Annotated in this window: 19 protein-coding genes; 17 read left to right on the top strand and 2 right to left on the bottom strand. The window is 58.4% G+C overall.

Features of this window, described 5'->3' with window-relative positions:
• The first annotated feature begins 83 nt into the window (after window positions 1-83).
• From JYE49_RS12240 to JYE49_RS12160, 17 genes are all read left to right on the top strand, one after another.
• Entirely contained in the window at window positions 84-1,265 is a 1,182-nt protein-coding gene (locus tag JYE49_RS12240; protein ID WP_304582982.1) for a dihydroorotase, read from the top strand.
• Between the two features lie 19 nt (window positions 1,266-1,284).
• Window positions 1,285-4,458, top strand: a complete 3,174-nt coding sequence (gene carB, locus JYE49_RS12235) for a carbamoyl-phosphate synthase large subunit (RefSeq protein WP_093958403.1) — start codon at window positions 1,285-1,287, stop codon at window positions 4,456-4,458.
• Between the two features lie 57 nt (window positions 4,459-4,515).
• On the top strand, window positions 4,516-5,250 hold the full coding sequence (locus JYE49_RS12230; protein ID WP_093958402.1) for a dihydroorotate dehydrogenase electron transfer subunit: 735 nt from the start codon (window positions 4,516-4,518) through the stop codon (window positions 5,248-5,250).
• Complete coding sequence (locus tag JYE49_RS12225) at window positions 5,238-6,146, top strand: dihydroorotate dehydrogenase (protein ID WP_093958401.1); 909 nt, start codon at window positions 5,238-5,240, stop codon at window positions 6,144-6,146. The genes JYE49_RS12230 and JYE49_RS12225 overlap by 13 nt, the downstream gene beginning before the upstream one ends.
• A gap of 2 nt (window positions 6,147-6,148) precedes the next feature.
• Entirely contained in the window at window positions 6,149-6,847 is a 699-nt protein-coding gene (pyrF, locus tag JYE49_RS12220; RefSeq protein WP_093958400.1) for an orotidine-5'-phosphate decarboxylase, read from the top strand.
• 113 nt (window positions 6,848-6,960) lie between these two features.
• Window positions 6,961-7,608 carry an orotate phosphoribosyltransferase gene (pyrE, locus tag JYE49_RS12215; protein ID WP_179217440.1) on the top strand — a complete coding sequence of 216 codons (648 nt, stop codon included), beginning with the start codon at window positions 6,961-6,963 and terminating at the stop codon, window positions 7,606-7,608.
• Between the two features lie 61 nt (window positions 7,609-7,669).
• On the top strand, window positions 7,670-8,596 hold the full coding sequence (gene pyrB / locus JYE49_RS12210; protein ID WP_093958399.1) for an aspartate carbamoyltransferase: 927 nt from the start codon (window positions 7,670-7,672) through the stop codon (window positions 8,594-8,596).
• Window positions 8,593-9,015 (top strand): aspartate carbamoyltransferase regulatory subunit, encoded by a 423-nt coding sequence (locus JYE49_RS12205; RefSeq protein ID WP_093958398.1) that lies wholly within the window; start codon window positions 8,593-8,595, stop codon window positions 9,013-9,015. Before pyrB ends, JYE49_RS12205 begins: the two co-directional genes overlap by 4 nt.
• A gap of 190 nt (window positions 9,016-9,205) precedes the next feature.
• On the top strand, window positions 9,206-9,694 hold the full coding sequence (gene purE, locus JYE49_RS12200; protein ID WP_093958397.1) for a 5-(carboxyamino)imidazole ribonucleotide mutase: 489 nt from the start codon (window positions 9,206-9,208) through the stop codon (window positions 9,692-9,694).
• A 141-nt stretch (window positions 9,695-9,835) separates the two neighbouring features.
• Entirely contained in the window at window positions 9,836-11,269 is a 1,434-nt protein-coding gene (locus JYE49_RS12195) for an amidophosphoribosyltransferase (RefSeq protein WP_093958396.1), read from the top strand.
• A gap of 68 nt (window positions 11,270-11,337) precedes the next feature.
• Window positions 11,338-12,378, top strand: coding sequence for a phosphoribosylformylglycinamidine cyclo-ligase (gene purM, locus JYE49_RS12190; RefSeq protein WP_093958395.1), 1,041 nt, complete (start codon window positions 11,338-11,340; stop codon window positions 12,376-12,378).
• Window positions 12,379-12,398: 20 nt separating this feature from the next.
• Entirely contained in the window at window positions 12,399-13,019 is a 621-nt protein-coding gene (purN, locus tag JYE49_RS12185; protein ID WP_093958394.1) for a phosphoribosylglycinamide formyltransferase, read from the top strand.
• Between the two features lie 119 nt (window positions 13,020-13,138).
• The gene (locus JYE49_RS12180) at window positions 13,139-13,858 is read left to right on the top strand and encodes an IMP cyclohydrolase (protein ID WP_093958393.1); all 720 of its coding nucleotides are present in this window, start codon (window positions 13,139-13,141) and stop codon (window positions 13,856-13,858) included.
• 131 nt (window positions 13,859-13,989) lie between these two features.
• Window positions 13,990-15,174, top strand: a complete 1,185-nt coding sequence (locus JYE49_RS12175) for a phosphoribosylaminoimidazolecarboxamide formyltransferase (RefSeq protein WP_093958392.1) — start codon at window positions 13,990-13,992, stop codon at window positions 15,172-15,174.
• 77 nt (window positions 15,175-15,251) lie between these two features.
• A complete protein-coding gene (purD, locus tag JYE49_RS12170) occupies window positions 15,252-16,517 on the top strand; it encodes a phosphoribosylamine--glycine ligase (RefSeq protein ID WP_093958391.1) in 1,266 nt (421 codons plus the stop codon).
• A gap of 27 nt (window positions 16,518-16,544) precedes the next feature.
• Window positions 16,545-20,300: a phosphoribosylformylglycinamidine synthase gene (locus JYE49_RS12165; protein WP_093958430.1), complete on the top strand. Its 3,756-nt coding sequence runs from the start codon at window positions 16,545-16,547 to the stop codon at window positions 20,298-20,300.
• Between the two features lie 72 nt (window positions 20,301-20,372).
• Entirely contained in the window at window positions 20,373-22,049 is a 1,677-nt protein-coding gene (locus tag JYE49_RS12160) for a formate--tetrahydrofolate ligase (RefSeq protein WP_093958390.1), read from the top strand.
• A 37-nt stretch (window positions 22,050-22,086) separates the two neighbouring features.
• Here the strand turns inward: JYE49_RS12160 and JYE49_RS12155 are convergent, their stop codons facing one another.
• Both JYE49_RS12155 and JYE49_RS12150 read right to left on the bottom strand, forming a co-directional pair.
• Complete coding sequence (locus JYE49_RS12155; RefSeq protein ID WP_093958389.1) at window positions 22,087-22,779, bottom strand: response regulator transcription factor; 693 nt, start codon at window positions 22,777-22,779, stop codon at window positions 22,087-22,089.
• The gene (locus JYE49_RS12150; RefSeq protein WP_093958388.1) at window positions 22,776-24,317 is read right to left on the bottom strand and encodes a sensor histidine kinase; all 1,542 of its coding nucleotides are present in this window, start codon (window positions 24,315-24,317) and stop codon (window positions 22,776-22,778) included. Before JYE49_RS12150 ends, JYE49_RS12155 begins: the two co-directional genes overlap by 4 nt.
• Window positions 24,318-24,362: the final 45 nt, after the last annotated feature.

Here is a 24,362-nt window from a genome sequence, read left to right as displayed (position 1 = left end):
GCCGCTGTGCGGCAGACGCTGTATGCATGCGATCCGAACTCTGCCGATTCTCCGGCAGAGTTTTTTGTAAGGAGGGTTGCATGATGACGGTCAGACTGGAAATGAACCGGATTCCGTCCCAGGCGGCCCAGGGCTCCCTTGTCAGCAAAAAGGATAATGTCTTTACTTTTCCCGGCTTCTGTGATGTGCACGTTCACTTCAGGGAGCCGGGTTTTTCTTATAAGGAAACGATGGTGACCGGCAGCCGGTCGGCAGCCCGGGGCGGCTACACGGCGGTCTGCGCGATGCCGAACCTGAAGCCGGTGCCGGACAGCCTGGCACACTTAAAGGAAGAAGAGGACCTGATCCGGGCGGCCGGCGGCCTCGTGGATATCTACCCTTACGCGGCGCTGACCGTCGGGGAAAAGGGACAGGAAGCCGCGGCACTGGAAGAGCTGGCGCCCTGGGTGATCGCCTTCTCGGATGACGGAAAAGGCGTCCAGTCCGAAAGTATGATGCGCTCCCTGATGGAGCGGTGCAAAAAGCTGGGCAAGGTGCTCGCCGCTCACTGCGAAGATGAAACCCTGGTCCGCGGAGGATACATCCATGACGGAATCTATGCCGCGGCCCACGGACACAAAGGCATCTGCTCCGAAAGCGAATGGGGTCCCATTGCCCGGGACCTGAAGCTGGCGAAGGAAACAGGCTGCGCCTACCATGTGTGCCACATCAGCTGCAAAGAAAGCGCGGAACTGATCCGGCAGGCCAAGAAGGACGGCGTGAATGTAACCTGTGAAACCGGCCCGCATTACCTGCTGCTGGATGAGAACGACCTGCAGGAGGACGGCCGCTTCCGGATGAATCCGCCCCTGCGGGCGAAGGAAGACCGGGAAGCCCTGCTGGAGGCCCTGCTGGACGGCACGATCGACATGATCGCCACGGACCATGCGCCCCACAGCGCGGAGGAAAAGAGCCGCGGGCTGGCAGGCAGCGCCTTCGGGGTGGTCGGCCTGGAATGCGCGTTCCCGGTGCTGTATACCGGGCTGGTGAGAAAAGGCATCCTGACGTTGGAAAGGCTGGTCAGCCTGATGGCGGTGGCCCCGCGGGAACGCTTCGGAATCCCGCTGCGGGAGGATGACCTGTGTGAGTGGGACCTGGACGCGGAATATACGATCAACCCGGAAGCGTTTGAGAGCATGGGGAAGGCAACGCCCTTTGCCGGACAGAGCGTATACGGCCGGTGCCTGAAGACAGTGCACGCAGGCAGGACAGTATATATAGGATAAAAGATGGAGGAAGAGGAACATGGCGAAACGGACAGACATCAAAAAGGTACTGATTATCGGCAGCGGCCCCATCGTGATCGGACAGGCGGCGGAGTTTGACTATGCCGGCACACAGGCGTGCCTGGCCCTCAAAGAGGAAGGCTACGAAGTGGTGCTGTGCAACTCCAACCCGGCGACGATCATGACCGACACCTCCATTGCGGACAAGGTGTACATGGAGCCCCTGACGCTGGAATATATCGCGAAGATCCTGCGGTATGAACGTCCGGACGCTATCGTGCCCGGTATCGGCGGCCAGACCGGCCTGAACCTGGCGGTGCAGCTGGAGCGCAAGGGCGTGCTGAAGGAGTGCGGCGTGGAACTGCTGGGCACCAGCAGCCGGAGCATTGAGCGGGCTGAGGACCGGGAACTCTTCAAGGAAATGTGCGAGTCCATCGGCGAGCCGGTCATCCCCAGTGAAATCACCTACAATCTGGAAGAAGCGAAGAAAGCGGCGCTGGACATCGGCTACCCGGTGGTGCTGCGTCCCGCCTTTACCCTGGGCGGCACCGGCGGCGGCTTTGCCAATAACGAGGAAGAGCTGATTGAGATCGGCACCAACGCCTTCCGCCTCAGCCCCGTGCACCAGGTGCTGGTGGAAAAGAGCGTCCGCGGCTTCAAGGAAATCGAGTTCGAGGTCATGCGGGACAGCAACGACAAGGCGATCACAATCTGCGGCATGGAGAATGTGGACCCCGTTGGTGTGCATACCGGCGACAGCGTCGTCGTCGCGCCCATCCTGAGCCTGTCCGATCATGACCTGAAGATGCTGAACGACAGCGCCCTCAAGATCATCCGCGAGCTGAAGGTTGAAGGCGGCTGCAACGTACAGTTCGCGCTGGATCCCAACAGCAGCAAATATTACCTGATCGAGGTCAACCCGCGGGTCAGCCGCTCTTCCGCCCTGGCCAGCAAGGCCAGCGGTTATCCGATCGCCCGGGTGACGGCGAAGATCGCCCTGGGCATGGCGCTGGAAGAGATTCCGGTAGCCGGCGGAAACGCCGCCATGGAGCCCTCCCTGGAGTACATTGTGGCGAAGTTCCCCCGCTTCCCCTTCGACAAGTTCACTTCCGCCAGCAACCAGCTGGGCACCCAGATGAAGGCGACCGGCGAGGTTATGGGCATCGGCAGCAACCTGGAGGAGTGCATCCTCAAGAGCGTCCGGAGCCTGGAGACCGGCGTGTGCCACCTGCACCTGGCGAAGTTTGACGGCATGAGCACGGAAGACCTGCTGGAGTATGTGAAGGACTTCCGGGCGGATACTCTCTTCGCGGTCACAGAGCTGCTGCGCCGGGATGTGGCGATCAGCGAAATCCACGAGCGGACCATGATCACGGAGCTGTTCCTGGAGAGCATCAAAAAGATCACCGAGATGGAAAAGCGCCTGAAGGTGGCTCCCGGTGACGAAACCCTCCTGAAGGAAGCGAAGGAAATGGGCTTCGGAGACCTGACGATCTCCCGGCTCTGGAATATGAAGGAAATTGACATCTACGCCCTGCGGAAAGAAAAGGGCATGGTGCCGGTCTTCCGGATGGTGGACACCCTGCACACCGGTAAGTACATTGCCTACCTCTACTCCAGCTACAGCGGAAAGAACGATTCCATCCTCACGGAGAAGAAAAAGATTGTGGTGCTCGGCGCCGGTCCGATCCGTATCGGCCAGGGCGTGGAGTTCGACTACTCCACCGTGCACGCGGTGCAGACCATCCGCCGCGCGGGATACGAAGCCATCATCATCAACAATAACCCGGAGACGGTTTCCACGGACTACACCACGGCGGACAAGCTCTACTTCGAGCCCCTGACGCCGGAAGACGTCATGGCCATCATCGACTTTGAAAAGCCGGAAGGCGTCATCGCCTCCCTGGGCGGCCAGACGGCCATCAACCTGGCGGAGCCGCTGATGAAGCGCGGCGTGAAGATCATCGGTACCGACTGCGACGCGATTGAGCGGGCGGAGAACCGGGACAGCTTCGAGAAGATCCTGGAAGACCTCCACATTCCGCAGCCCCAGGGCCGGGCAGTCACCCGGATTGAGGACGGCGTGAAGGCGGCTGAGGAGATCGGCTATCCGGTGCTGGTGCGCCCGAGCTTCGTGCTGGGCGGCCGAGCCATGCAGATCGTCGGAGACGAGGAGCAGCTGCGCCACTACCTGCGGACCGCGGTGGAAATCGACGCGGACAAGCCGGTGCTGGTGGACAAATACATCCGCGGCAAGGAAGTCGAAGTGGACGCCATCTGCGACGGCCGGGACGTGTTCGTGCCGGGCATCATGGAACTGGTGGAACGCACCGGTATCCACAGCGGCGACTCCATCTCCGTCTATCCCACCTTCTCCATCAGCGACAAGGTCAAGGGCATCATTCTGCAGTACGCGAAGAAACTGGGCCTGGGCATCGGCATCATCGGCCTGTTCAACATCCAGTTCATTGTGGATGAAAACGAGAACGTCTACATCATCGAAGTGAACCCCCGCTCAAGCCGGACCGTGCCTTTCCTGAGCAAGTCCACAGGCTACTCTCTGGCGGATATCGCCACCGAGGTCATCCTGGGCAAGAGCCTGAAGGAGCAGGGCATCTTCAATCTCTATCCGGAAGAAAAGAAACGCTACTACGTCAAGGTTCCGGTCTTCTCCTTCAATAAGATCAAGGGCCTGGACGCTTACCTGAGCCCCGAAATGAAGTCCACCGGCGAAGCCATCGGCTACGACGACAAGCTGAACCGTGCCCTGTACAAGGCGTTGCAGGCCGGCGGAACCCGGCTGCAGAACTACGGCACGGTGCTGGCCACCATCGCCGACCGGGATAAGGAAGAGGCGCTGCCGCTGATCCGCCGCTTCTACAACCTGGGATTCAATATTGAAGCAACGAGGGGCACAGCCCGGTTCCTGAAGGAGAACGGCATCCGCACCCATGCGATGCTGAAGCTCAGCCAGGGCTCCGACGAGATCCTGAACAGTATCCGCCAGGGCCACGTGGCATACATCATCAACACCCGGGAGATCGGTGAAGCGGAGAGCGAGAGCGACGGCCTGCAGATCCGCCGCTGCGCCACGGAGAACAACGCGACGATCTTCACCAGCCTGGATACCGTGCGGGTGCTGCTGGATGTACTGGAAGAAACCACACTGACGATTTCCACCATTGACGCATAAACAATTCAGAATTCAGAATTAAGAATTCAGAATTATTAGTTAAACTGAAAGGGTAGTATGAAACAAGAGATACTGACCATCACGGAAAACGTGCCGGTAACAAGCAGTGTTTACCGGATGCGGCTGGAAGGCGCGGAGCTGGAAGCCCAGAATCCCGGCGGATTCGTGAACATCCGCCTGGACGGGCTCTTCCTGCGCAGGCCGATCTCCGTGTATGACTCTGAACCCGGAAGCCTGACTATCCTGTATAAGGTGGTCGGGAAGGGTACGGAACAGATGGCCGCGATGAGGCCCGGCGAAACGCTGGACGTGCTCACCGGCCTGGGAAACGGCTATGACCTGTCCAAATCCGGAGAGACGCCGGTGCTCCTGGGCGGCGGGGTCGGCGTTCCGCCCCTGTACCTGCTGGCGAAAAAGCTGATTGCGGAAGGGAAAAAGCCGCAGGCTGTGCTGGGATTCAATACGGCGGCGGAGGTTTTCGGCGAAGCGGAGTTCAAAGCGCTGGGCTGCGGGGTGACCGTGACCACGGCGGACGGAAGCTATGGCGTCAAGGGCTTTGTGACCGACGCCCTGCCGGAGGAGTACAGCTACTTCTATACCTGCGGACCGGAACCCATGCTCCGGGCGGCATACCGGGCGACAAAGACTTCCGGCCAGCTCTCCTTTGAGGAACGGATGGGCTGCGGCTTCGGCGCCTGCATGGGGTGCAGCTGCAAGACCATCACCGGATACAAGCGTATCTGCCGGGAAGGTCCGGTGCTGGAAAAGGAGGAGATTATATGGGAAAAATGACAGTGAGCCTTTGTGGCATCGAACTGGACAACCCTGTGATCCCCGCCAGCGGAACCTTCGGTTTCGGATATGAGTTTGCTCAGTGGTACGATATCAACTGCCTGGGAACCTTCTCCTTCAAGGGCACGACAAAGGATCCCCGCTTCGGAAATCCCACGCCCCGTATCGCGGAATGCCCGTCAGGCATGATCAACGCGGTGGGCCTTCAGAATCCCGGGGTGGACAAGGTGATCGCGGAGGAACTGCCGAAGCTGAAGGAAGTCTTCCATAAAAAAGTGATGGCGAACGTCAGCGGCTTCAGCGTGGAAGATTATGCCTATACCTGCGAGCGCCTGGACGCGGAGGAGCAGGTGGGCTGGCTGGAAGTGAACATCTCCTGCCCGAATGTGCATGGCGGCGGTATGTCCTTCGGCACGGATCCGAAGGCGGCGGCAGAAGTGACCGCGGCGGTGAAGAAGGTCACGACCAAGCCGGTGATCATGAAGCTGAGCCCGAATGTGACGGATATTACGGCCATCGCGAAGGCCTGTGAGGACGCGGGTGCGGACGGCGTATCCCTGATCAATACCCTGCAGGGCATGCGTATCAACCTGCGGACCCGGAAGCCGGTGATCAAAAACGTGATGGGCGGCGTCAGCGGCCCGGCGGTGTTCCCGGTGGCCCTCCGGATGGTCTGGCAGGTATGCCGGGCTGTGAAGATCCCGGTGATCGGCATGGGCGGCGTCAGCACCGCGGAAGACGTGCTGGAAATGATGATGGCCGGCGCCACGGCTGTGGAAGTCGGCGCGGCGAACCTTACGGATCCCTGCGCATGCAGAAAGATCATTGAGGATCTGCCTGCTGCGATGGATAAATACGGAATCAAATCCCTGCAGGAACTGAAAGGAGAGATTTGAACATGGGAAAAGACGTGATTGTTGCCTGTGACTTTCCGAATGCCGAGCAGACGCTGGCTTTCCTGGATAAATTCCAGGGGCGCAAGCCGTTTGTGAAGATCGGCATGGAACTGTTCTACGGTGCTGGTCCGGACATCGTCCGGCAGATCAAGGCACGGGGGCACAAGATCTTCCTGGATCTGAAACTGCACGATATTCCGAATACAGTGAAAAAAGCCATGATGGTTCTGCGGGACCTGGATGTGGATATCTGCAACCTGCACGCGGCGGGTACCATCCGCATGATGGAAGCTGCGCTGGAAGGCCTGACCCGGCCGGACGGCAGCCGGCCGCTGCTGATTGCTGTGACCCAGCTGACCAGCACGGATCAGGAGTCGCTGGAAAAGGACCTGCTGATTGAGCGTCCGATCGATGAAGTGGTTATGCACTACGCCTTGAATGCCCGGAAAGCCGGACTGGACGGCGTGGTCTGCTCTCCGCTGGAAGCGGGCAAGGTGCACGATGTGTGCGGAGCGGACTTCCTGACGGTGACGCCGGGCGTCCGGTTTGCGGACGGGGATGTGGGCGACCAGAAGCGGGTTATGACCCCGGCGGAAGCAAAGAAAGTCGGCAGTGACTACATTGTGGTTGGCCGTCCGATCACCGCGGCGGAGGATCCGGTGGCAGCCTATGAACGCTGCGTCAGTGAATTCATTGGATAAAACACAATTCAGAATTAAGAATTCAGAATTCAGAATTAATACTGAAGCCGCAAAATCCATATCAATGAATAATGAATTGTGAATTATGAATTGAAAGTGAGTGAAACGTACTTATGAAAAGGGAAGAACTGAATCAGCTGATTGCAAAGGACCTGCTGAAGATCAAGGCAGTCTTTTTCCGGCCGGAGGAGCCCTTTACCTGGGCCAGCGGCATCAAGAGCCCTGTTTACTGTGATAACCGGCTGACCCTGACGGCGCCGGAAGTCCGCACGGATGTGGAAAAGGGCTTGGCCCAGCTGATCGGAGAGGAATATCCGGGCGTGGAAGTGCTGATGGGCACGTCCACCGCAGGCATTGCCCACGCGGCGATCACGGCCCACATCATGGGACTGCCCATGGGCTATGTACGCTCCGGCGCGAAGGATCACGGCCGGCAGAACCAGATTGAAGGAAAGCTGGAACCCGGCCAGAAGGTTGTGGTTGTGGAAGACCTGATCTCCACCGGCGGCAGTGTGCTGGAAGTGGTGGATGTGCTGCGGCAGGCCGGCGCGGAAGTGCTGGGAATCGTGAGCATCTTTACCTACGGAATGCAGAAAGGCCTGGACCGGCTGGCAGCTGCGAATGTGAAGAATGTTTCCCTGACGAACTTCGATATCATTGCGGAGGAAGCCGCCAAGGAAGGATATATCCGTCCCGAGGATGTTTCTCGCCTGATCCGGTTCCGTAATAATCCGTCCGACGAGAGCTGGGCGACACTTTAATTACTACAATAAGCGATCTGTCCGCCGGACGGTCGCTTCATTAATAAACGCGGAGGATAATATGAAACGAAGCGTGATTGACGTCCCGGATCTGACCCCGGAAGAGCTGGAGCGGCTCATGGACACGGCGGAAGACATCATCGCCCACCCGGACGATTATGCAGACGCCTGCCGGAGAAAAAAACTGGCCACCCTCTTCTTTGAACCCAGCACCCGTACCCGGCTGAGCTTTGAGGCGGCTATGTACGAGCTGGGCGGAAACGTGCTCAGCGTGACCGGCGCAGGCACGAGCTCTGCTGCCAAGGGTGAAAGCGTGGCGGACACGGCGAAGACCGTTTCCTGCTACGCGGATATCATCGCTATGCGTCATCCGAAGGAAGGCGCGGCACTGGTGGCAGCGCGAAATGCCTCTGTGCCGGTGATCAACGCCGGAGACGGCGGCCACTGCCATCCGACCCAGACACTGGCGGACCTGCTGACGATCCGCAGGGAAAAGGGACGGCTCGGCAACCTGACCGTGGGTCTGTGCGGCGACCTGAAGTTCGGCCGTACGGTACACTCCCTGATCAACGCCATGTCCCGCTACGAGGGGTTGAACTTTGTGCTGATCAGCCCTGAGGAACTGAAGGTTCCCAGCTATGTGAAGAACGACGCCCTGAAGAAAAAGAACATCCCTTATGTCCAAACCACGGATCTGGAAGAGGTGATCGGCGATCTGGACATCCTGTACATGACCCGGGTGCAGCGGGAACGCTTCTTCAACGAGGAAGATTACCTGCGCCTGCGGGACAGCTACATCCTGACGCCTGAAAAGATGAAGAAAGCCCGGGCGGATCTGTGCGTCATGCATCCCCTGCCCAGGGTGAACGAGATCAGCGTGGCAGTGGACGATGATCCCCGGGCTTGCTACTTCAAGCAGGTGCTGAACGGCAAGTACATGCGTATGGCGCTGATCCTGATGCTGCTGAAGGAGGCGGGTACTTTATGAACGTAGATTCCATCCACGACGGGATCGTCATTGACCACATTGCCGCCGGCTGCGGCATGAAGCTGTACCGCCTGCTGGGACTGGAAAGCCTGGAAGCCCCGGTGGCCATGATCACAAACGTAGTTTCCCGTAAGCTGGGCCGTAAGGATATCATCAAGGTGGACGCGGCGATTGACGTGGACCTGGATATTATCGGCTATGTGGATCCGGGTGCCACGGTTAATATCATCCGGAACGGAGAACTGATCGAGAAGAAACGCATCGAGATGCCGGAGAAGCTGGTGAACGTTCTCTTCTGCAAAAATCCCCGGTGCATTTCCTCCTGTGAACAGGAACTGGATCAGGTTTTCCACCTGACAGACAGGGAGAAAAGGGAATACCGGTGCGTTTACTGCGAAACGAAAGCATCCAACCTCTGAGAGATGGATGGGGCTAAATAGCAAAAACTGCACCAGAATGCACAAAAACCGAAGAAACCCGAACGTTTATTTCCGAACGTTCGGGTTTTTATTTAAAAATATATGAATTTCCTTTGTTTCTAATTGACAATGTTCGTGTTTTGAAGTATATTGAGAACGGTTTCAATGGAGGAATCAGGAGGATCTTAACGTGAGAAAAGTGGGTATCATCATGGGTAGTGACAGCGATCTGCCCGTGATTAAAAAAGCAACAGATCAGCTCAAAAGCCTGGGCATTCCCTTCGAGGTGCACGTTTATTCGGCACACCGTACACCGGAGGAAGCCCGGGCTTTTGCTATCAATGCGCGGAAGAACGGCTTCGGCGCACTGATTGCGGCGGCGGGCATGGCGGCCCATCTGGCCGGTGCCGTTGCCGCTAACACCACCCTTCCGGTGATCGGGATTCCCTGCCAGGGGCCCTGCCTGGAGGGGCTGGACGCGCTGCTTTCCACTGTTCAGATGCCCACCGGCATCCCGGTGGCCACCGTGGCGGTGAACGGCGGAGCCAATGCAGCGCTTCTTGCCGCACAGATCCTGGCGGTGGAAGACGCGGACCTTGCGGCGAAGCTGGATGCAAAGCGGAAGGCTGACGCGGAAGCGGTCCTGGCGAAAGATGCCGGGATAGCCGAACGGCTTTAATTCAGAATTCAGAATTCAGAATTATGATTACTTAAAAACGTAATCAGGAACATCTTTTACAGGACAGAAACGGAAAAGTGGTCCGAATTATGAATTGTGAATTATGAATTATGAATTGATATAAAACCGGAGGTTTGAACTATGGGTGGATTTTTCGGAATAACGTCCAAGAAGGACTGTATGCTGGATGTGTTTTTCGGTGTGGACTATCACAGCCATCTGGGCACCCGCCGTGCCGGTATGGCCGCGTGGGATGAGGAGATCGGTCTGCAGCGGAAGATTCACAACATCTGCAACGCTCCTTTCCGGACGAAGTTTGAACATATTTTTGAGGAGATGCGCGGCACTTCCGCGATCGGCTGCATTTCCGACGCGGATCCCCAGCCCCTGCTGATCCGTTCCAACCTGGGCACCTATGCCATCTGCATGACCGGCGTGATCAACAACGCGGATGAGCTGATCGACCAGTACCTCAGCTTCAGCGGCGGTCACTTTGATTCCATGACCGGCGGTAAGATCAATCAGACGGAGCTGCTCAGCGCCCTGATCAACCAGAAGAGCAATTTTGCGGAGGGCATTCAGTTTGCCCAGAAGTCCATTGTGGGCACTGCCTCCATTCTGATCCTGACGGACAAGGGCTCCATCATTGCGGCCCGGGACCGGATGGGCCGTCTGCCGGTGGCCATCGGCAAGCGGGATGACAGCTACGCTGTGGCGTTTGAATCCTTTGCTTTCCACAAGACCGGTTACGAAGACGTCTGCGAGCTGGGCCCCGGGGAAATCGTTGAGCTGACGCCCAGCAAGATGACCCGGCTGGTGGCTCCCGGAAAGAAAAAGAAGATCTGCTCCTTCCTCTGGAGCTATTACGGATATCCCACCTCCACCTACGAAGGCGTGAACGTGGAGGAGATGCGCTACCGCAACGGCGCGATCATGGCGGACAACGACAAGGAAGCCGGCCGGGATGACCCGATCGACTACATCGGCGGTGTGCCGGACTCCGGTACGCCCCACGCCATCGGCTACGCGAACCGTAGCGGAACGCCCTTTGCCCGGGCCTTCATCAAGTACACCCCCACCTGGAGCCGCAGCTTCATGCCGGCCAACCAGACGGACCGGGACAAGATCGCCAAGATGAAGCAGATTCCCGTGAACGAGCTGATCAAGGACAAGAACCTGCTGTTTGTGGATGACTCCATCGTCCGCGGCACCCAGCTGCGGGAGACCGTTGAGTTCCTGTATGAGAGCGGTGCCAAGTCCGTGCATATGCGCAGTGCCTGCCCGCCGATCATGTACGCCTGCAAGTACCTGAACTTCTCCCGTTCCAACAGCGACCTTGAGCTGATTGCCCGCCGGGTGATCCTGGAGCTGGAAGGGGAGGAAGGCTTCAAGCATATTGATGAATATGCCGACGGCAGCACCGAGCGGGGCAAGAACCTCCGGGACTGCATCTGCAAGAAGTTCAACTTCGCCTCCCTGGAGTTCCAGACCCTGGAAGGCGTAATCAAAGCCATCGGTATTGATCCCTGCGAGCTTTGTACCTATTGTTGGGACGGACGTGGAGACGACGACTGAGATTGCGGATGAGACGACGATTGTTTACCCGCTTACGAAATATACCTTATTAGAAAGGAACCATCACAATGAACGAATCCAGATCTGAAGCCTACGCCGCCGCTGGCGTTGATATCACTGCCGGTTACAAGTCTGTTGAGCTGATGAAAAAGCATATCCAGCGGACAGAGACCCCCGGGGTCTGCTCTGATGTGGGCGGATTCGGCGGACTGTTCCAGCCGGATATGACCGGCATGAAGGAACCGGTGCTGGTATCCGGCACCGACGGCGTGGGCACCAAGCTGAAAATTGCCCTGCTGATGGACAAGCACGATACCATCGGTATCGACTGCGTGGCTATGTGCGTCAACGATATCATCTGCTGCGGCGCGAAGCCCCTGTTCTTCCTGGACTATATTGCCTGCGGAAAGAACGTGCCCGAGCGGATTGCAGAGATCGTCAAGGGCGTCTGCGAGGGCTGCATACAGGCCGGCTGCGCGCTGATCGGCGGCGAGACGGCGGAGCATCCCGGGATGATGCCCGAAGACGACTATGACCTGGCCGGATATTCCACAGGTATCGTGGACAAGGCACAGATCATTGACAACAAGACCATGAAAGCCGGAGACGTGGTGATTGCGCTGCCGTCCACCGGTGTTCACTCCAACGGTTTCTCTCTGGTGCGGAAGGTGTTCGACGTGGAAAACGCGGACCTGGAAGCGCCGGTGGAAAAACTGGGCGGAAAGAGCCTGGGCGAGACCCTGCTGACCCCCACCCGGATCTACGTGAAGCCTGTGCTGGCCCTGCTGAAGGAAGTGGCGGTGAAGGGCATCAGCCACATCACCGGCGGTGGATTCTACGAGAACATTCCGCGGAGCATTCCGGACGGCCTGGGCGCGAAAATCACCCGCAGCCAGGTGAAGGTGCTCCCGATCTTTGACCTGATCGCCGAAAAGGGCGGCATCAGTGAGCGGGATATGTTCAACACCTTCAACATGGGTGTTGGCATGAGCATTGTTGTCGCTGCGGAGGATGCGGAGAAAGCGCTGCGGATTCTGAAGGACAACGGAGAAGAAGCCTACGTGATCGGTGAAATCATCGAGAGCGAGGATAAAATCACGATCATCTGATCGGACTGACGGAGGTGCGTATGAGCGCAAAAGCCCGTATTGCCGTACTGGTTTCCGGCGGCGGAACCAACCTGCAGGCGATCCTGGACGCTTCAGCCCGGGGAGAAATCCCGGACGGGGAAGTGGTTCTGGTGATCAGCGACCGTTCCGGAGCCTATGCCCTGGAGCGCGCACAGAAAGCCGGTATCCCCACCATGGAAATCAACAAGAAGGCCTGCGGCGGGCAGGTGCCCTTTGAGCAGCAGCTGATCGCGGCCCTGACAACCAACCGGGTTGACCTGATTGTACTGGCCGGATTCCTGAGCATCCTGACGGAGAACTTCACCACGCTGTATACCCGCCGGATTATCAATGTTCATCCCAGCCTGATCCCCAGCTTCTGCGGAGCGGGCTTCTACGGACTGAAGGTTCACCAGGCGGCGCTGGACCGGGGCGTGAAGGTTACCGGCGCGACCGTACACTTTGTCAATGAGATCCCGGACGGCGGAGAGATCATCGCCCAGAAGGCGGTGGACATCCAACCCGGAGATACTCCTGAAATCCTGCAGCGCCGGGTCATGGAGCAGGCGGAATGGATTATCCTGCCCAAGAGTGTTGAAATCATTTCTAAAGAAATTATTTCAACAATGAAGAGTGAATAATGCTGATTACTTTTGCCCTGTGAAAGCCGTTGTGTGAGGAGCAAAAGGAAAAGCAGATCAAACAAAAAATAATTCTGAATTCTTAATTCTGAATTCTGAATTAAAACAAGGAGGAGCCTATGGACATCTACCGCATCAATACCCCTGAGGAACTGCTGAAGGACAACACCTACCCCGGACGCGGCATCATCATCGGCAAGACGCCGGACGGAACGAAAGCCATGACTGCCTATTTCATCATGGGCCGCAGCGACAACAGCCGCAACCGGATCTTCACCGAGAAGAACGGTGAAGTTTTCACCGAGCCCTTCGACGCCTCGAAGGTCCAGGACCCCTCCCTGATCATCTATGCCGCGATCCGTTCTTTCGGGAACAACCTGATCGTGACCAACGGCAACCAGACCGATACGATTTATGACGGCCTGAAAGACGGCAAAACCTTCTCCGCCGCGCTGGAAAGCCGGGAGTTTGAGCCGGACGGCCCGAACTTCACCCCCCGTATCAGCGGCATGCTGACCTTCGGAAACGGGGACTTCACTTACCAGATGAGCATCCTCAAGAGCGCCGACGCGGAAGGCAGCGCCTGCAACCGCTTCACCTACAGCTATGCGCCGCTGAACGGCCTGGGCCACTTCATCCACACCTATGTGTGCGACGGCAATCCGATTCCCACCTTCCAGGGCGAGCCGGAGCGCATCGCCGTGAGCGACGATATCGATGATATGACGGATATCCTGTGGAAGAACCTGAACGAGCAGAACAAGATCAGCCTCTATGTCCGCTATGTGGACCTGAAGACCGGCGCCGCTGAAAGCCGGCTGGTCAACAAGAACAAGTGATACAGTGATGCGGACGTGTCAAAATCTCAGATTTTGGTAACACGTCCCATGCTACAGCCGTCAATGATCAGGAGCCGAAGGCGAACGGAGCATTGGTAACGGCGATCGCAAGAAGAAAAGGAGATAAGATCATGAAAGAATTCGAACTCAAGTATGGCTGCAACCCCAACCAGAAGCCCGCGAAGATCTACATGAGCGACGGCAGCGAGCTGCCGATCAAAATCCTGTCCGGCCGTCCCGGTTTCATCAACTTCCTGGACGCCTTCAACAGCTGGCAGCTGGTGAAGGAACTAAAGGCTGCCCTGGGCATGCCCGCCGTGACCAGCTTCAAGCACGTGAGCCCCACTTCCGCTGCGGTTGGTATTCCGCTGTCCGCTGACCTGAAGAAGGCCTGCTTTGTGGATGATATCGAAGGCCTGGACGATTCCCCCCTGGCCTGCGCTTATGCCCGTGCCCGCGGCACAGACCGTATGTGCTCCTTCGGCGACTGGGTTGCCCTGAGTGATGTGTGTGACGTGACCACCGCGAAGATGATCAAGCGGGAAGTGTCCGACGGCGTCATCGCCCCCGGCTATGAACCCGAAGCTCTGGAAATCCTGAAGCAGAAGCGCAAGGGCAACTACAACATCGTTGAGATCGATCCCGACTATGTGCCCGAAGTGCAGGAACGCAAGCAGGTGTTCGGCATTACCTTTGAACAGGGCCGCAACAACTTTGAAATCAACCGGGAGCTGCTCTCGGATATCGTGACGAAGACCAAGGATCTGCCGGATTCCGCCGTGCGTGACCTGATCATCGCCCTGATCACCCTGAAGTACACCCAGTCCAACTCCGTCTGCTACGCAGTGGACGGCCAGGCCATCGGCGTGGGTGCCGGCCAGCAGAGCCGTATCCACTGCACCCGCCTTGCCGGTTCCAAGGCAGACACCTGGTTCCTGCGTCAGCATGAGAAGGTGCTGAACCTGCCCTTCCGTGCGGATCTGGGCCGCCCCGAGCGGGACAACGTCATCGACGGCTACATCAACCAGAATGAGGAAGATGTCTGCGCCGACGGCAACTGGCAGAAGTACTTCACCGCCCAGCCGGCTCCCCTGACCGACGCGGAGAAGCGCGCCTTCCTGGATACCCGGCAGAATGTGGCGCTGGGCTCCGACGCTTTCTTCCCCTTCAGCGACAACATTGAACGCGCTTACAAGAGCGGCGTGAAATACATTGCCGAGCCCGGCGGCTCCATCCGCGATGACGCGGTGATCGACTGCTGCGACAAGTACGGCATGACGATGGCGTTCACCCACATGAGACTGTTCCACCATTAATCCGGTGGAACAGCCTCGTGCTTCATTGATGAATCAATCAGCCTGAATACTTTCCTGAAAGGAATTAATAATAGATTATGAATATTCTTCTTGTCGGCGGCGGCGGCCGTGAGCATACCATTATCAAGAAACTGAGGCAGAACCCGGAAGTCGAAACCATTTATGCCCTGCCGGGAAACGGCGGGATCGCGGCGGACGCAACCTGTGTGGATATCAAGGCTACGGATATTGATGGAATCGTGGCTTTTGCCAAATCCACAAAGATTGATTATGCGGTTGTGGCTCCGGATGATCCGCTGGTGCTGGGTTGTGTGGATCCCCTGGAGGCGATGGGCATTCCCTGCTTCGGTCCCCGGAAAAACGCGGCGATCATTGAGGGAAGCAAGGTCTTCTCCAAGGACCTGATGAAGAAGTACGGGATTCCCACCGCGGCCTATGAAGTATTCACCGATCCGAAAAAGGCGCTGGAATACCTGGAAACCTCTCCGATTCCGACGGTAATCAAGGCGGACGGCCTGGCCCTGGGCAAGGGCGTGACTGTGGCCATGAACCGCTGGGAAGCGCGCGAAGCCGTGCGGGAGATCATGGAAGACAAGAAGTTTGGCAAAAGCGGCGATCAGATCGTCATTGAAGAATTCCTTGAAGGACCCGAAGTAACCGTGCTGGCTTTCACGGATGGTACGACTGTAAAGCCCATGGTATCCAGCATGGACCATAAGCGGGCGGAGGACGGAGACAACGGCCCGAACACCGGCGGCATGGGCACTGTCGCGCCGAATCCCTTCTACACGGAAGAGATTGCAAAGACCTGCATGGAAACCATTTTCCTGCCGACCATCCGGGCGATGAAGGCGGAAGGCCGGGAATTCCGCGGCTGCCTGTATTTCGGCCTGATGCTCACCAAGAACGGACCGAAAGTGATAGAATACAACTGCCGGTTCGGCGATCCGGAAACCCAGGTGGTGCTGCCCCTGCTGGAGAGCGACCTGCTGACCGTGATGCAGGCAACCACCAACGGCACACTGGCGGACTGCGAAGTGAAATTCAAAGATGCGCATGCCTGCTGTGTGGTGCTCGCCTCCATGGGCTATCCCGTACATTATGAAAAGGGATACGAGATCACCATTCCCGCGGATGTGCAGGATCACGTCTTCGTGGCCGGCGCCGCGCTGAAGGACGGGAAACTGGTAACTTCCGGCGGCCGGGTGCTGGGTGTGACCGCGGTGGCGGACACCCTGCAGGAGGCCGTGAAGGAAGCCTATGCCATGGCCGATCGGATTGAATTCGGCAACAAGTACTGCCGGCGTGATATCGGACAGAGAGCGCTTTCAGCACTGAAATGATTAAGAATGGATTTGTGGGGTGTTACCTTGGTTTACAGAATCTTTGTTGAAAAAAAGCCCGGCCTGGACAATGAAGCCCGGGCACTGCTGGGAGACGCGAAAAAGTTCCTGGGGATCAAAGGCCTGGAAAAGGTCCGGCTGCTGAACCGCTATGACGCTGAGAACATCTCAGATGATATGTTCTCCCTGGCGGTCCGGGAGGTGTTCTCTGAGCCCCAGCTGGACAATACAATGGATCAGTTTGACGCGGAAGGCGCGATTGCCGTGTTCGCGGTGGAATACCTGCCCGGTCAGTTTGACCAGCGGGCGGACTCCGCTGCCCAGTGCATTCAGTTCCTTTCCCAGGGCGAGCGTCCGCTCGTCCGCAGCGCGAAGGTTTACCTGCTCTACGGCAGCCTGTCCGCTGAAGAGATCGCGGAAATCAAGAAGTATGTGATCAACCCGGTGGAAGCCCGGGAAGCTTCCATGGATCTGCCGGAAACCCTGAAGACGGAATACGCGGTGCCCACGGAAGTGGCAACCCTGGAAGGCTTCACGAAGCTGGACCGCGCCGGCCTGAAGAAGTTTGTGGCGGATTACGGCCTGGCCATGGACGTGGATGATATCACCTTCTGCCAGTCCTGGTTCCAGGAAGAAGGCCGGGAACCCACCATCACGGAAATCCGGATGCTGGACACCTACTGGAGCGACCACTGCCGTCACACCACCTTCCTGACCGAGATCGACAGCGTCCGCTTTGAAGATCCGGTGCTGGAAAAGGCATGGAAACGCTACATGGATGTGCGCATTGAACTCGGCCGGGAAAAGAAGCCGGTGTGCCTGATGGACCTCGCCACGGTTGCGGTGAAGTACCTGAAGAAGCACGGCAAGCTGGACAAGCTGGACGAGAGCGAAGAAATCAACGCCTGCACGGTGAAGATGGACGTGGAGCGGGACGGGGTCAAGGAGCCCTGGCTGCTGCTGTTCAAGAACGAAACCCACAACCATCCCACAGAGATTGAACCTTTCGGCGGCGCTGCTACCTGTATCGGCGGCGCCATCCGGGATCCCCTGAGCGGCCGGGCCTATGTTTACGGCGCGATGCGCGTGACCGGTGCTGCGGATCCCACCAAGCCCGTTTCTGAAACCATCCCCGGCAAGCTGCCCCAGCGCAAGCTGGTGACTACCGCGGCGGCCGGTTATGCTTCCTACGGCAACCAGATCGGCCTGGCCACCGGCATTGTGGATGAAATCTATCATCCCGGCTACGCGGCCAAGCGTATGGAGATCGGCGCAGTGATTGCCGCGGCTCCCGCGGAAAATGTACGCCGCGAGCGTCCGGCTCCCGGCGACGTGGTGATCCTGCTGGGCGGTTCCACCGGCCGTGACGGTATCGGCGGTGCCACCGGTTCCTCCAAGGCCCATAATGCCCACAGCGTGGAAACCTGCGGCGCGGAAGTCCAGAAGGGTAACGCGCCGGAAGAGCGCAAGCTCCAGCGGCTGTTCCGCAACCCGAAGGCCACCAGGCTGATCAAGCGTTGTAATGACTTCGGCGCGGGCGGCGTCAGCGTTGCCATCGGCGAGCTGGCGGACGGCCTGGAAATCGACCTGAACGCGGTACCGAAGAAATATGAAGGCCTCGATGGTACAGAGCTGGCCATTTCCGAGAGCCAGGAGCGCATGGCCGTGGTTGTGGCCGCGGAAGACGCGGAAGCTTTCCTGGCCCTGTCGGCAGAGGAAAACCTGCAGGCCTGCATCGTGGCGGAAGTGAAGGCTGAGCCGCGCCTGCGGATGAACTGGAACGGAAAGACCATTGTGGATATCAGCCGGGAGTTCCTGAACTCCAACGGCGCCCCGAAGCATACCGCAATTACCCCCGCGGCTTCCCATCCCGCCGCGGATCTGCCGAAGCAGGAGCCCGCGGACTTTGCGGAGCTGCTGAAGACCACGGCTTCCGACCTGGCGGTCTGCTCCCGCCGGGGCCTGTCCGAGCGGTTTGACTCCACCATCGGCGCCGGCACGGTGCTGATGCCCTTCGGCGGCAAGAACCAGCTGACCCCCATCCAGGCGATGGTTCAGAAGATCAGCCTGGAGAAGGGACACACGGATGACTGCTCCCTGATGGCCTGGGGCTATGATCCGGAGCTGACCTCCTTCAGCCCCTATCACGGCGCCTATCTGGCTGTGGTGGATTCTGTCACCAAGCTGATTGCGGCCGGTGCCTCCTTTGAGGATGTGTACCTGACCTTCCAGGAATACTTTGAGAAACCCGGAACGGACGGAAAGCGCTGGGGCAAGCCCCTGGCGGCCTTGCTGGGTGCCTTTGAGGCTCAGATGAACCTGGGCGTCGGCGCCATCGGCGGCAAGGACTCCATGTCCGGTTCCTTTGAAAAGCTGGATGTTCCGCCTACGCTGGTTTCCTTCGCGGTGACCACGGCCAAGACCGGCGACATCATTTCCCCTGAGTTCAAGAAAGCGGGCCATCCCGTGGTCGTGCTGGAGCCGGAACGGGACGAACAGGGCCTGCCGGTAACGGAATCCCTGCTGGCCCTCTACAACCAGGTGACGGAGCTGATCCGCCAGGGCAAAATTGTATCCTGCCGTACGGCGGAGGTTGGCGGATCCCTTGCCTCTGTGCTGAAGATGGCGCTGGGCAACGGCCTGGGCTTCGCCTTTGAGAAGGACTGGGAGCTGAAGGAACTGGCGGAGGTTCGCTACGGCAGCTTCATCGCGGAACTGTCCGAAGAGATGGACCTCGGCCGGAAGCTGGGCGTTGTGACCGAAGAACCCATGCTGACCTGGCGGGATAACGCGGCGGACGTGAAGGAGCTGCGCGTGATCGGCCGGGATAAGCTGGAAAAGGTGTATCCGACCCTGAATCCGGAATGGTCCCTGGAAGACCGGGCGGAAGCGGATGCCTGCTGGCCCGCGGCCCGGAAGGAAGACCGGACGGAAACCTTCAACTACAAGGCCACCGGCTGGAAGGCCCCGGCCTTGCATATTGCAAAGCCCGGCGTGCTGATTCCTGCATTCCCCGGCACCAACTGTGAAATCGACAGCGCCCGCGCCGCAGAAGACGCCGGCGCGAAGGCGGAAATCTTCGTGGTCCGGAACCGGTCCGCGGAGGATATTGTCCGCAGCGCGGAAGAGTTTGCCGCAAAGGTTCGTGAGAACCAGATGATTTTCATCCCCGGCGGATTCTCCGGCGGCGATGAACCGGACGGCAGCGCGAAGTTTATTATCGCCTTCTTCCGGAACCATGGCGTCACCGAAGCGGTGACCGAGATGCTGGACAAGCGGGACGGCCTCATGTGCGGTATCTGCAACGGCTTCCAGGCCCTGATTAAGCTGGGACTGGTGCCCTACGGCAAGATTATTGAAACCGACGAGCACTGCCCGACCCTGACCTTCAACACCATCGGCCGCCACCAGAGCCGGATCGTCCGCACCCGGGTGGCCAGCAACCTGAGCCCCTGGCTGCGCAATGCCCAGCAGGGCGCGGTTTACAGCGTGCCGATCAGCCACGGCGAAGGCCGCTTCCTGGCGGAGGAAAGCCTGATCCGGAAGCTGGCGGAGAACGGACAGATTGCCACCCAGTATGTGGATCTGGACGATCAGCCCACCATGGACCTGCGCTTCAATCCCAACGGCAGCCTGTACGCCATTGAGGGCATTACCAGCCCGGACGGCCGTGTCTTCGGCAAGATGGGTCACAGCGAGCGCGTCGGCAAAGACCTGTACAAGAACGTTCCCGGAAACTACGATATCAAAATGTTCGAATCTGCGGTCCAGTACTTCAGATAATGCACAATGCATCATGACTCTGTCCCAACGGCAGATATCATAATGAATTATGAATTAAAAGGAGAATCAGCCATGGCCTACTTATCCGACATCGAGATTGCCCAGCAGTGTGAAATGAAGCCGATCATGGAGATCGCGAAGAGGGCCCACGTAGACGAAAAATATGTGGAGCAGTACGGCCGTTACAAGGCCAAGATCGATCCTGCCCTGATTGACGAAACCGACCGGAAGCCCGGAAAGCTGATCCTGGTCACAGCAATTACCCCCACCCCCGCGGGTGAAGGCAAAACCACGACCACGATCGGTCTGGCGGACGGCCTGTCCCGGATCGGCAAGGACGTTACCGTTGCATTGCGTGAGCCGAGCCTCGGCCCGGTGTTCGGCGTCAAGGGCGGCGCGGCCGGCGGCGGTTACGCCCAGGTAGTGCCCATGGAAGATATTAACCTGCACTTCACCGGTGACTTCCATGCCATCGGCGCAGCGAACAACCTGCTGGCAGCCATGCTGGACAACCATATCCAGCAGGGAAATGCCCTGGGAATCGACGTGAAGAAGATCACCTGGAAGCGCTGCGTGGACATGAACGACCGCCAGCTGCGCTTTGTGGTGGACGGACTGGGCGGAAAGGCCAACGGCACGCCCCGTGAAGACGGCTTCGATATCACCGTGGCCAGCGAAATCATGGCAGTGTTCTGCCTGGCTTCCTCCATGGCGGACCTGAAGGAACGGCTGTCCCGGATCATCGTTGCCTATACCTATGATGACAAGCCTGTTACCGCGGGCGACCTGAAGGCGACCGGCGCCATGGCAGCCCTGCTGCGTGACGCGCTGAAGCCCAATCTGGTGCAGACCCTGGAAGGCACTCCTGCCTTCGTGCACGGCGGACCTTTCGCGAACATCGCTCATGGCTGCAACTCCGTCATGGCGACCCGGATGGCCATGCGGATGGGCGACTATACCGTGACCGAAGCCGGCTTCGGTGCGGACCTGGGCGCTGAAAAGTTCCTGGATATCAAGTGCCGTATGGCAGGCCTGACCCCGGATGCGGTGGTTGTGGTCGGCACCGTGCGCGCTCTGAAGATGCACGGCGGCCTGGACAAGAAACAGCTGGCAAATGAAGACCTGGCGGCCCTGGAGCGGGGCATCCCGAACCTGCTGCGCCATGTGAACAACATCAAGAACGTTTACCAGCTGCCCTGCGTGGTGGCCATCAACCGCTTCCCTACGGATACGGACGCAGAAATCGACTTCATTATCCGCAAGTGCCGGGAACTGGGCGTCAACACCGTGCTGTCCACCGTTTGGGCAGAAGGCGGCAAGGGCGGCGAGGACCTGGCCCGCGAGGTTGTGCGGCTGTGCGAAGAAGAGCAGGGTAACTTCACCTTCTCCTATGAGCTGGATGCCTCCATCGAGGAGAAGCTGGAAGCAGTGACAAAGAAGATTTATGGCGGCGCCGGCGTTGTGCTGACTCCTGCCGCGAAGAAGCAGGCGGAACGCCTCACGGCTCTGGGCTTTGACAAGGTGCCGGTGTGCGTGGCCAAGACCCAATACTCCTTCTCCGATGATCCCACCCTGCTGGGCGCGCCCGAAGGCTTTGTGGTCACCGTGCGGAACCTGAAGGTTTCCGCAGGCGCGGGCTTCCTGGTTGCCCTGACCGGCGAGATCATGACCATGCCCGGCCTGCCGAAGTCTCCCGCCGCCGAACGGATTGACGTGGATGACAACGGAAAGATCAGCGGTCTGTTCTGATCAGCGGAAAAAAGAATAAAAAAGAAGCACCCCGGGATCAGTTCCCGGGGTGCATTGTTTCGATGATGTGGTCGAACCGGATTTCCTTCAGGTGCCGGACGACGTCGCTGACCGATTTCATGTCGAATTTCTTCAGGATGCTGTGAATCTGGGTTTTGACCGTTCCCTGTGAGACGTAGCGGGATTCGGAAATCTGCCGGGCGTTCATGCCCTGGTACAGGCACTTCAGCACCTCAAATTCGCTGTTGGACAGCATGGTGAGGATGTTCAGCCCATAGAGCAGGCCGTTCTGTTCCTCCCGGACCCGCTTCAGCTCCTGGATGATTTTCTCCGCGTATTTGGGGCGGAGGATCATCTGGTTATGATAGGCGTTCCGGATGGAGGTCAGGATCTGATGGACGGAGTCCGTCTTGATGATGTAGTCGATCACACCGGCGCAGTAGGCCTGGAAGAGCAGGTCGTCGTCCTCCAGGATTGTCAGGATAATGATTTTGGTGCCGGGGAATTCTGTCAGGATCTGCTGGGAAGCGGAGATACCTGCCACCCGGGTCTCCATCTGGATATCCATCAGGATGATATCGGGACGGAGCTCCCGGGCCATCCGGACGGCTTCCACGCCGGAGGAGGCGGTCCCGGCCAGCTCCATATCTTCTTCATGGCTGATGATGTTGGAAAAATAGCTCCGGATTTCGGGGCTGTCATCCGCCATCATAACCCGTATCTGTTTCATTTTGCTTCATTCCTTTCTCTGGGAAGGAGAATATCCACCTGGGTGTAGGATTTGTCTTCCTGGTCGCTGCTCTGGATCCGCATCTGCCCCAGCTGGGCGTTGACGACCCGGAAAGCGTAGGGGAGGCCGATGCCCCAGTTGCTGGTTTTGGATTTTGTGGAAACAAAGGGCATCATGACCCGGCGCAGCTCCTGCTTCGGAATACCGGGGCCGTTGTCCCGGATGGACAGGCTGACCCAGGCCCGGCTGGCGTTCACGGTGACGGAAATGACCTTGTCTTCCCGTTTGCAAAGCTGCAGGGCGTCCACCGCGTTGACAAAAATGTTCTTCAATGCGTTCCGGGTGTGGTACTCGTCCACCATGCAGCGAACCGGCTCGTCGCAGAAATGCCGTTCACACCGGATGCCCTCCGGAAGGGCCAGGGTATCCAGTGCCTGGTTGACCAGCGTACGCATATCTGTGGGCGTTGCGTGCAGATGAAGCTCCCGGATCCGGTTCAGGGAGGAAGTAATCATCTCCATGCGGTCCTTTGCGATCTCGGTCAGGCGGTTCAGCTTCTCCAGTCCTTCGGATGTGCCGTAGGCGGACCGGGCCTCATTGGCCAGGATCATCATGCTGAACATCAGGTTTTTTTCGGAGTGGAACACATCCTTCAGGTTCCGGTTCAGGTCTTCGATGCTGTTCTTCATGGCTTTTTTCCGGGAAAGCAGGACCAGGTCCCCGCTGAAAACGCGGTTGGCGCTGGCCACAATCAGGATCAGTGTCAGGAGGGAGAACAGCAGGAAGAACAGGGTGATCCATCCGGGCAGCCAGGATCCGTTCGCGAAGAACCAGAAGGCGCTCAGGAATACAGCCTGGCTGCTCAGGGCGAGCGGGATGGTGTGGAAGACGACGAAGAAAACAAAACCGTACAGGCTGGTGATGCCCAGCAGCAGGAAGAATGTATCCCCGAAACACGTGATATTCTTCCGGATATACTGTATGGTCAGCAGGAGTGCCGGGGACATCACGAACAGCAGGATGAATCCCTTGAACAGGTAGTCCGCCAGGGTGACCAGCTGCACAAAGGAAGCGCGTGCCGCCCCCTCGAGCTGGTAGTATCTCATATACAGGCGGAAAGCGCATGAGGGGGAGAAAAAGACCATATAAAGCGCCATGAACAGGATGACGCCCGAACCGCACAGGACTTCCCAGACCAGGCGGTGATGGATGGTTTTAATATTCCGGGCGATCAGCATCAGCATCAGCACAATGCCGCAGAAGAAGATCAGTGTACCGAAATTGCGCAGCGTCTGCGCCTGAGCCAGAGGCAGACGCATATGGCTGATCAGCTGGAACAGCTCCAGGTCCAGTGCCCGGAGCGGGAAGCCCTGGGGCGTGGCATACATGGAAGTGCTGCTGGTCTGGAACAGTACCGCGACAGAGGTAATACTGATCCCCGCGTTCATCAGGAACAGCGGGAGTCCGTAGCGGCTGCGGAGCGAAAAGCCCAGCAGCAGAACTGCGGAAATAACCAGGATTACAATACTCAGCGCCATAGGAAGTATCTTCTTCTTTCCGTTTTTAAATGGAGAGACTGAACG

The sequence above is a fragment of the Aristaeella hokkaidonensis genome (assembly GCF_018128945.1).
GTDB classification, from domain to species: Bacteria; Bacillota; Clostridia; order Christensenellales; family Aristaeellaceae; genus Aristaeella; species Aristaeella hokkaidonensis.
Note: the sequence above shows the minus strand (reverse complement) of the source record. Positions and strands in the feature narration are given on the sequence as shown.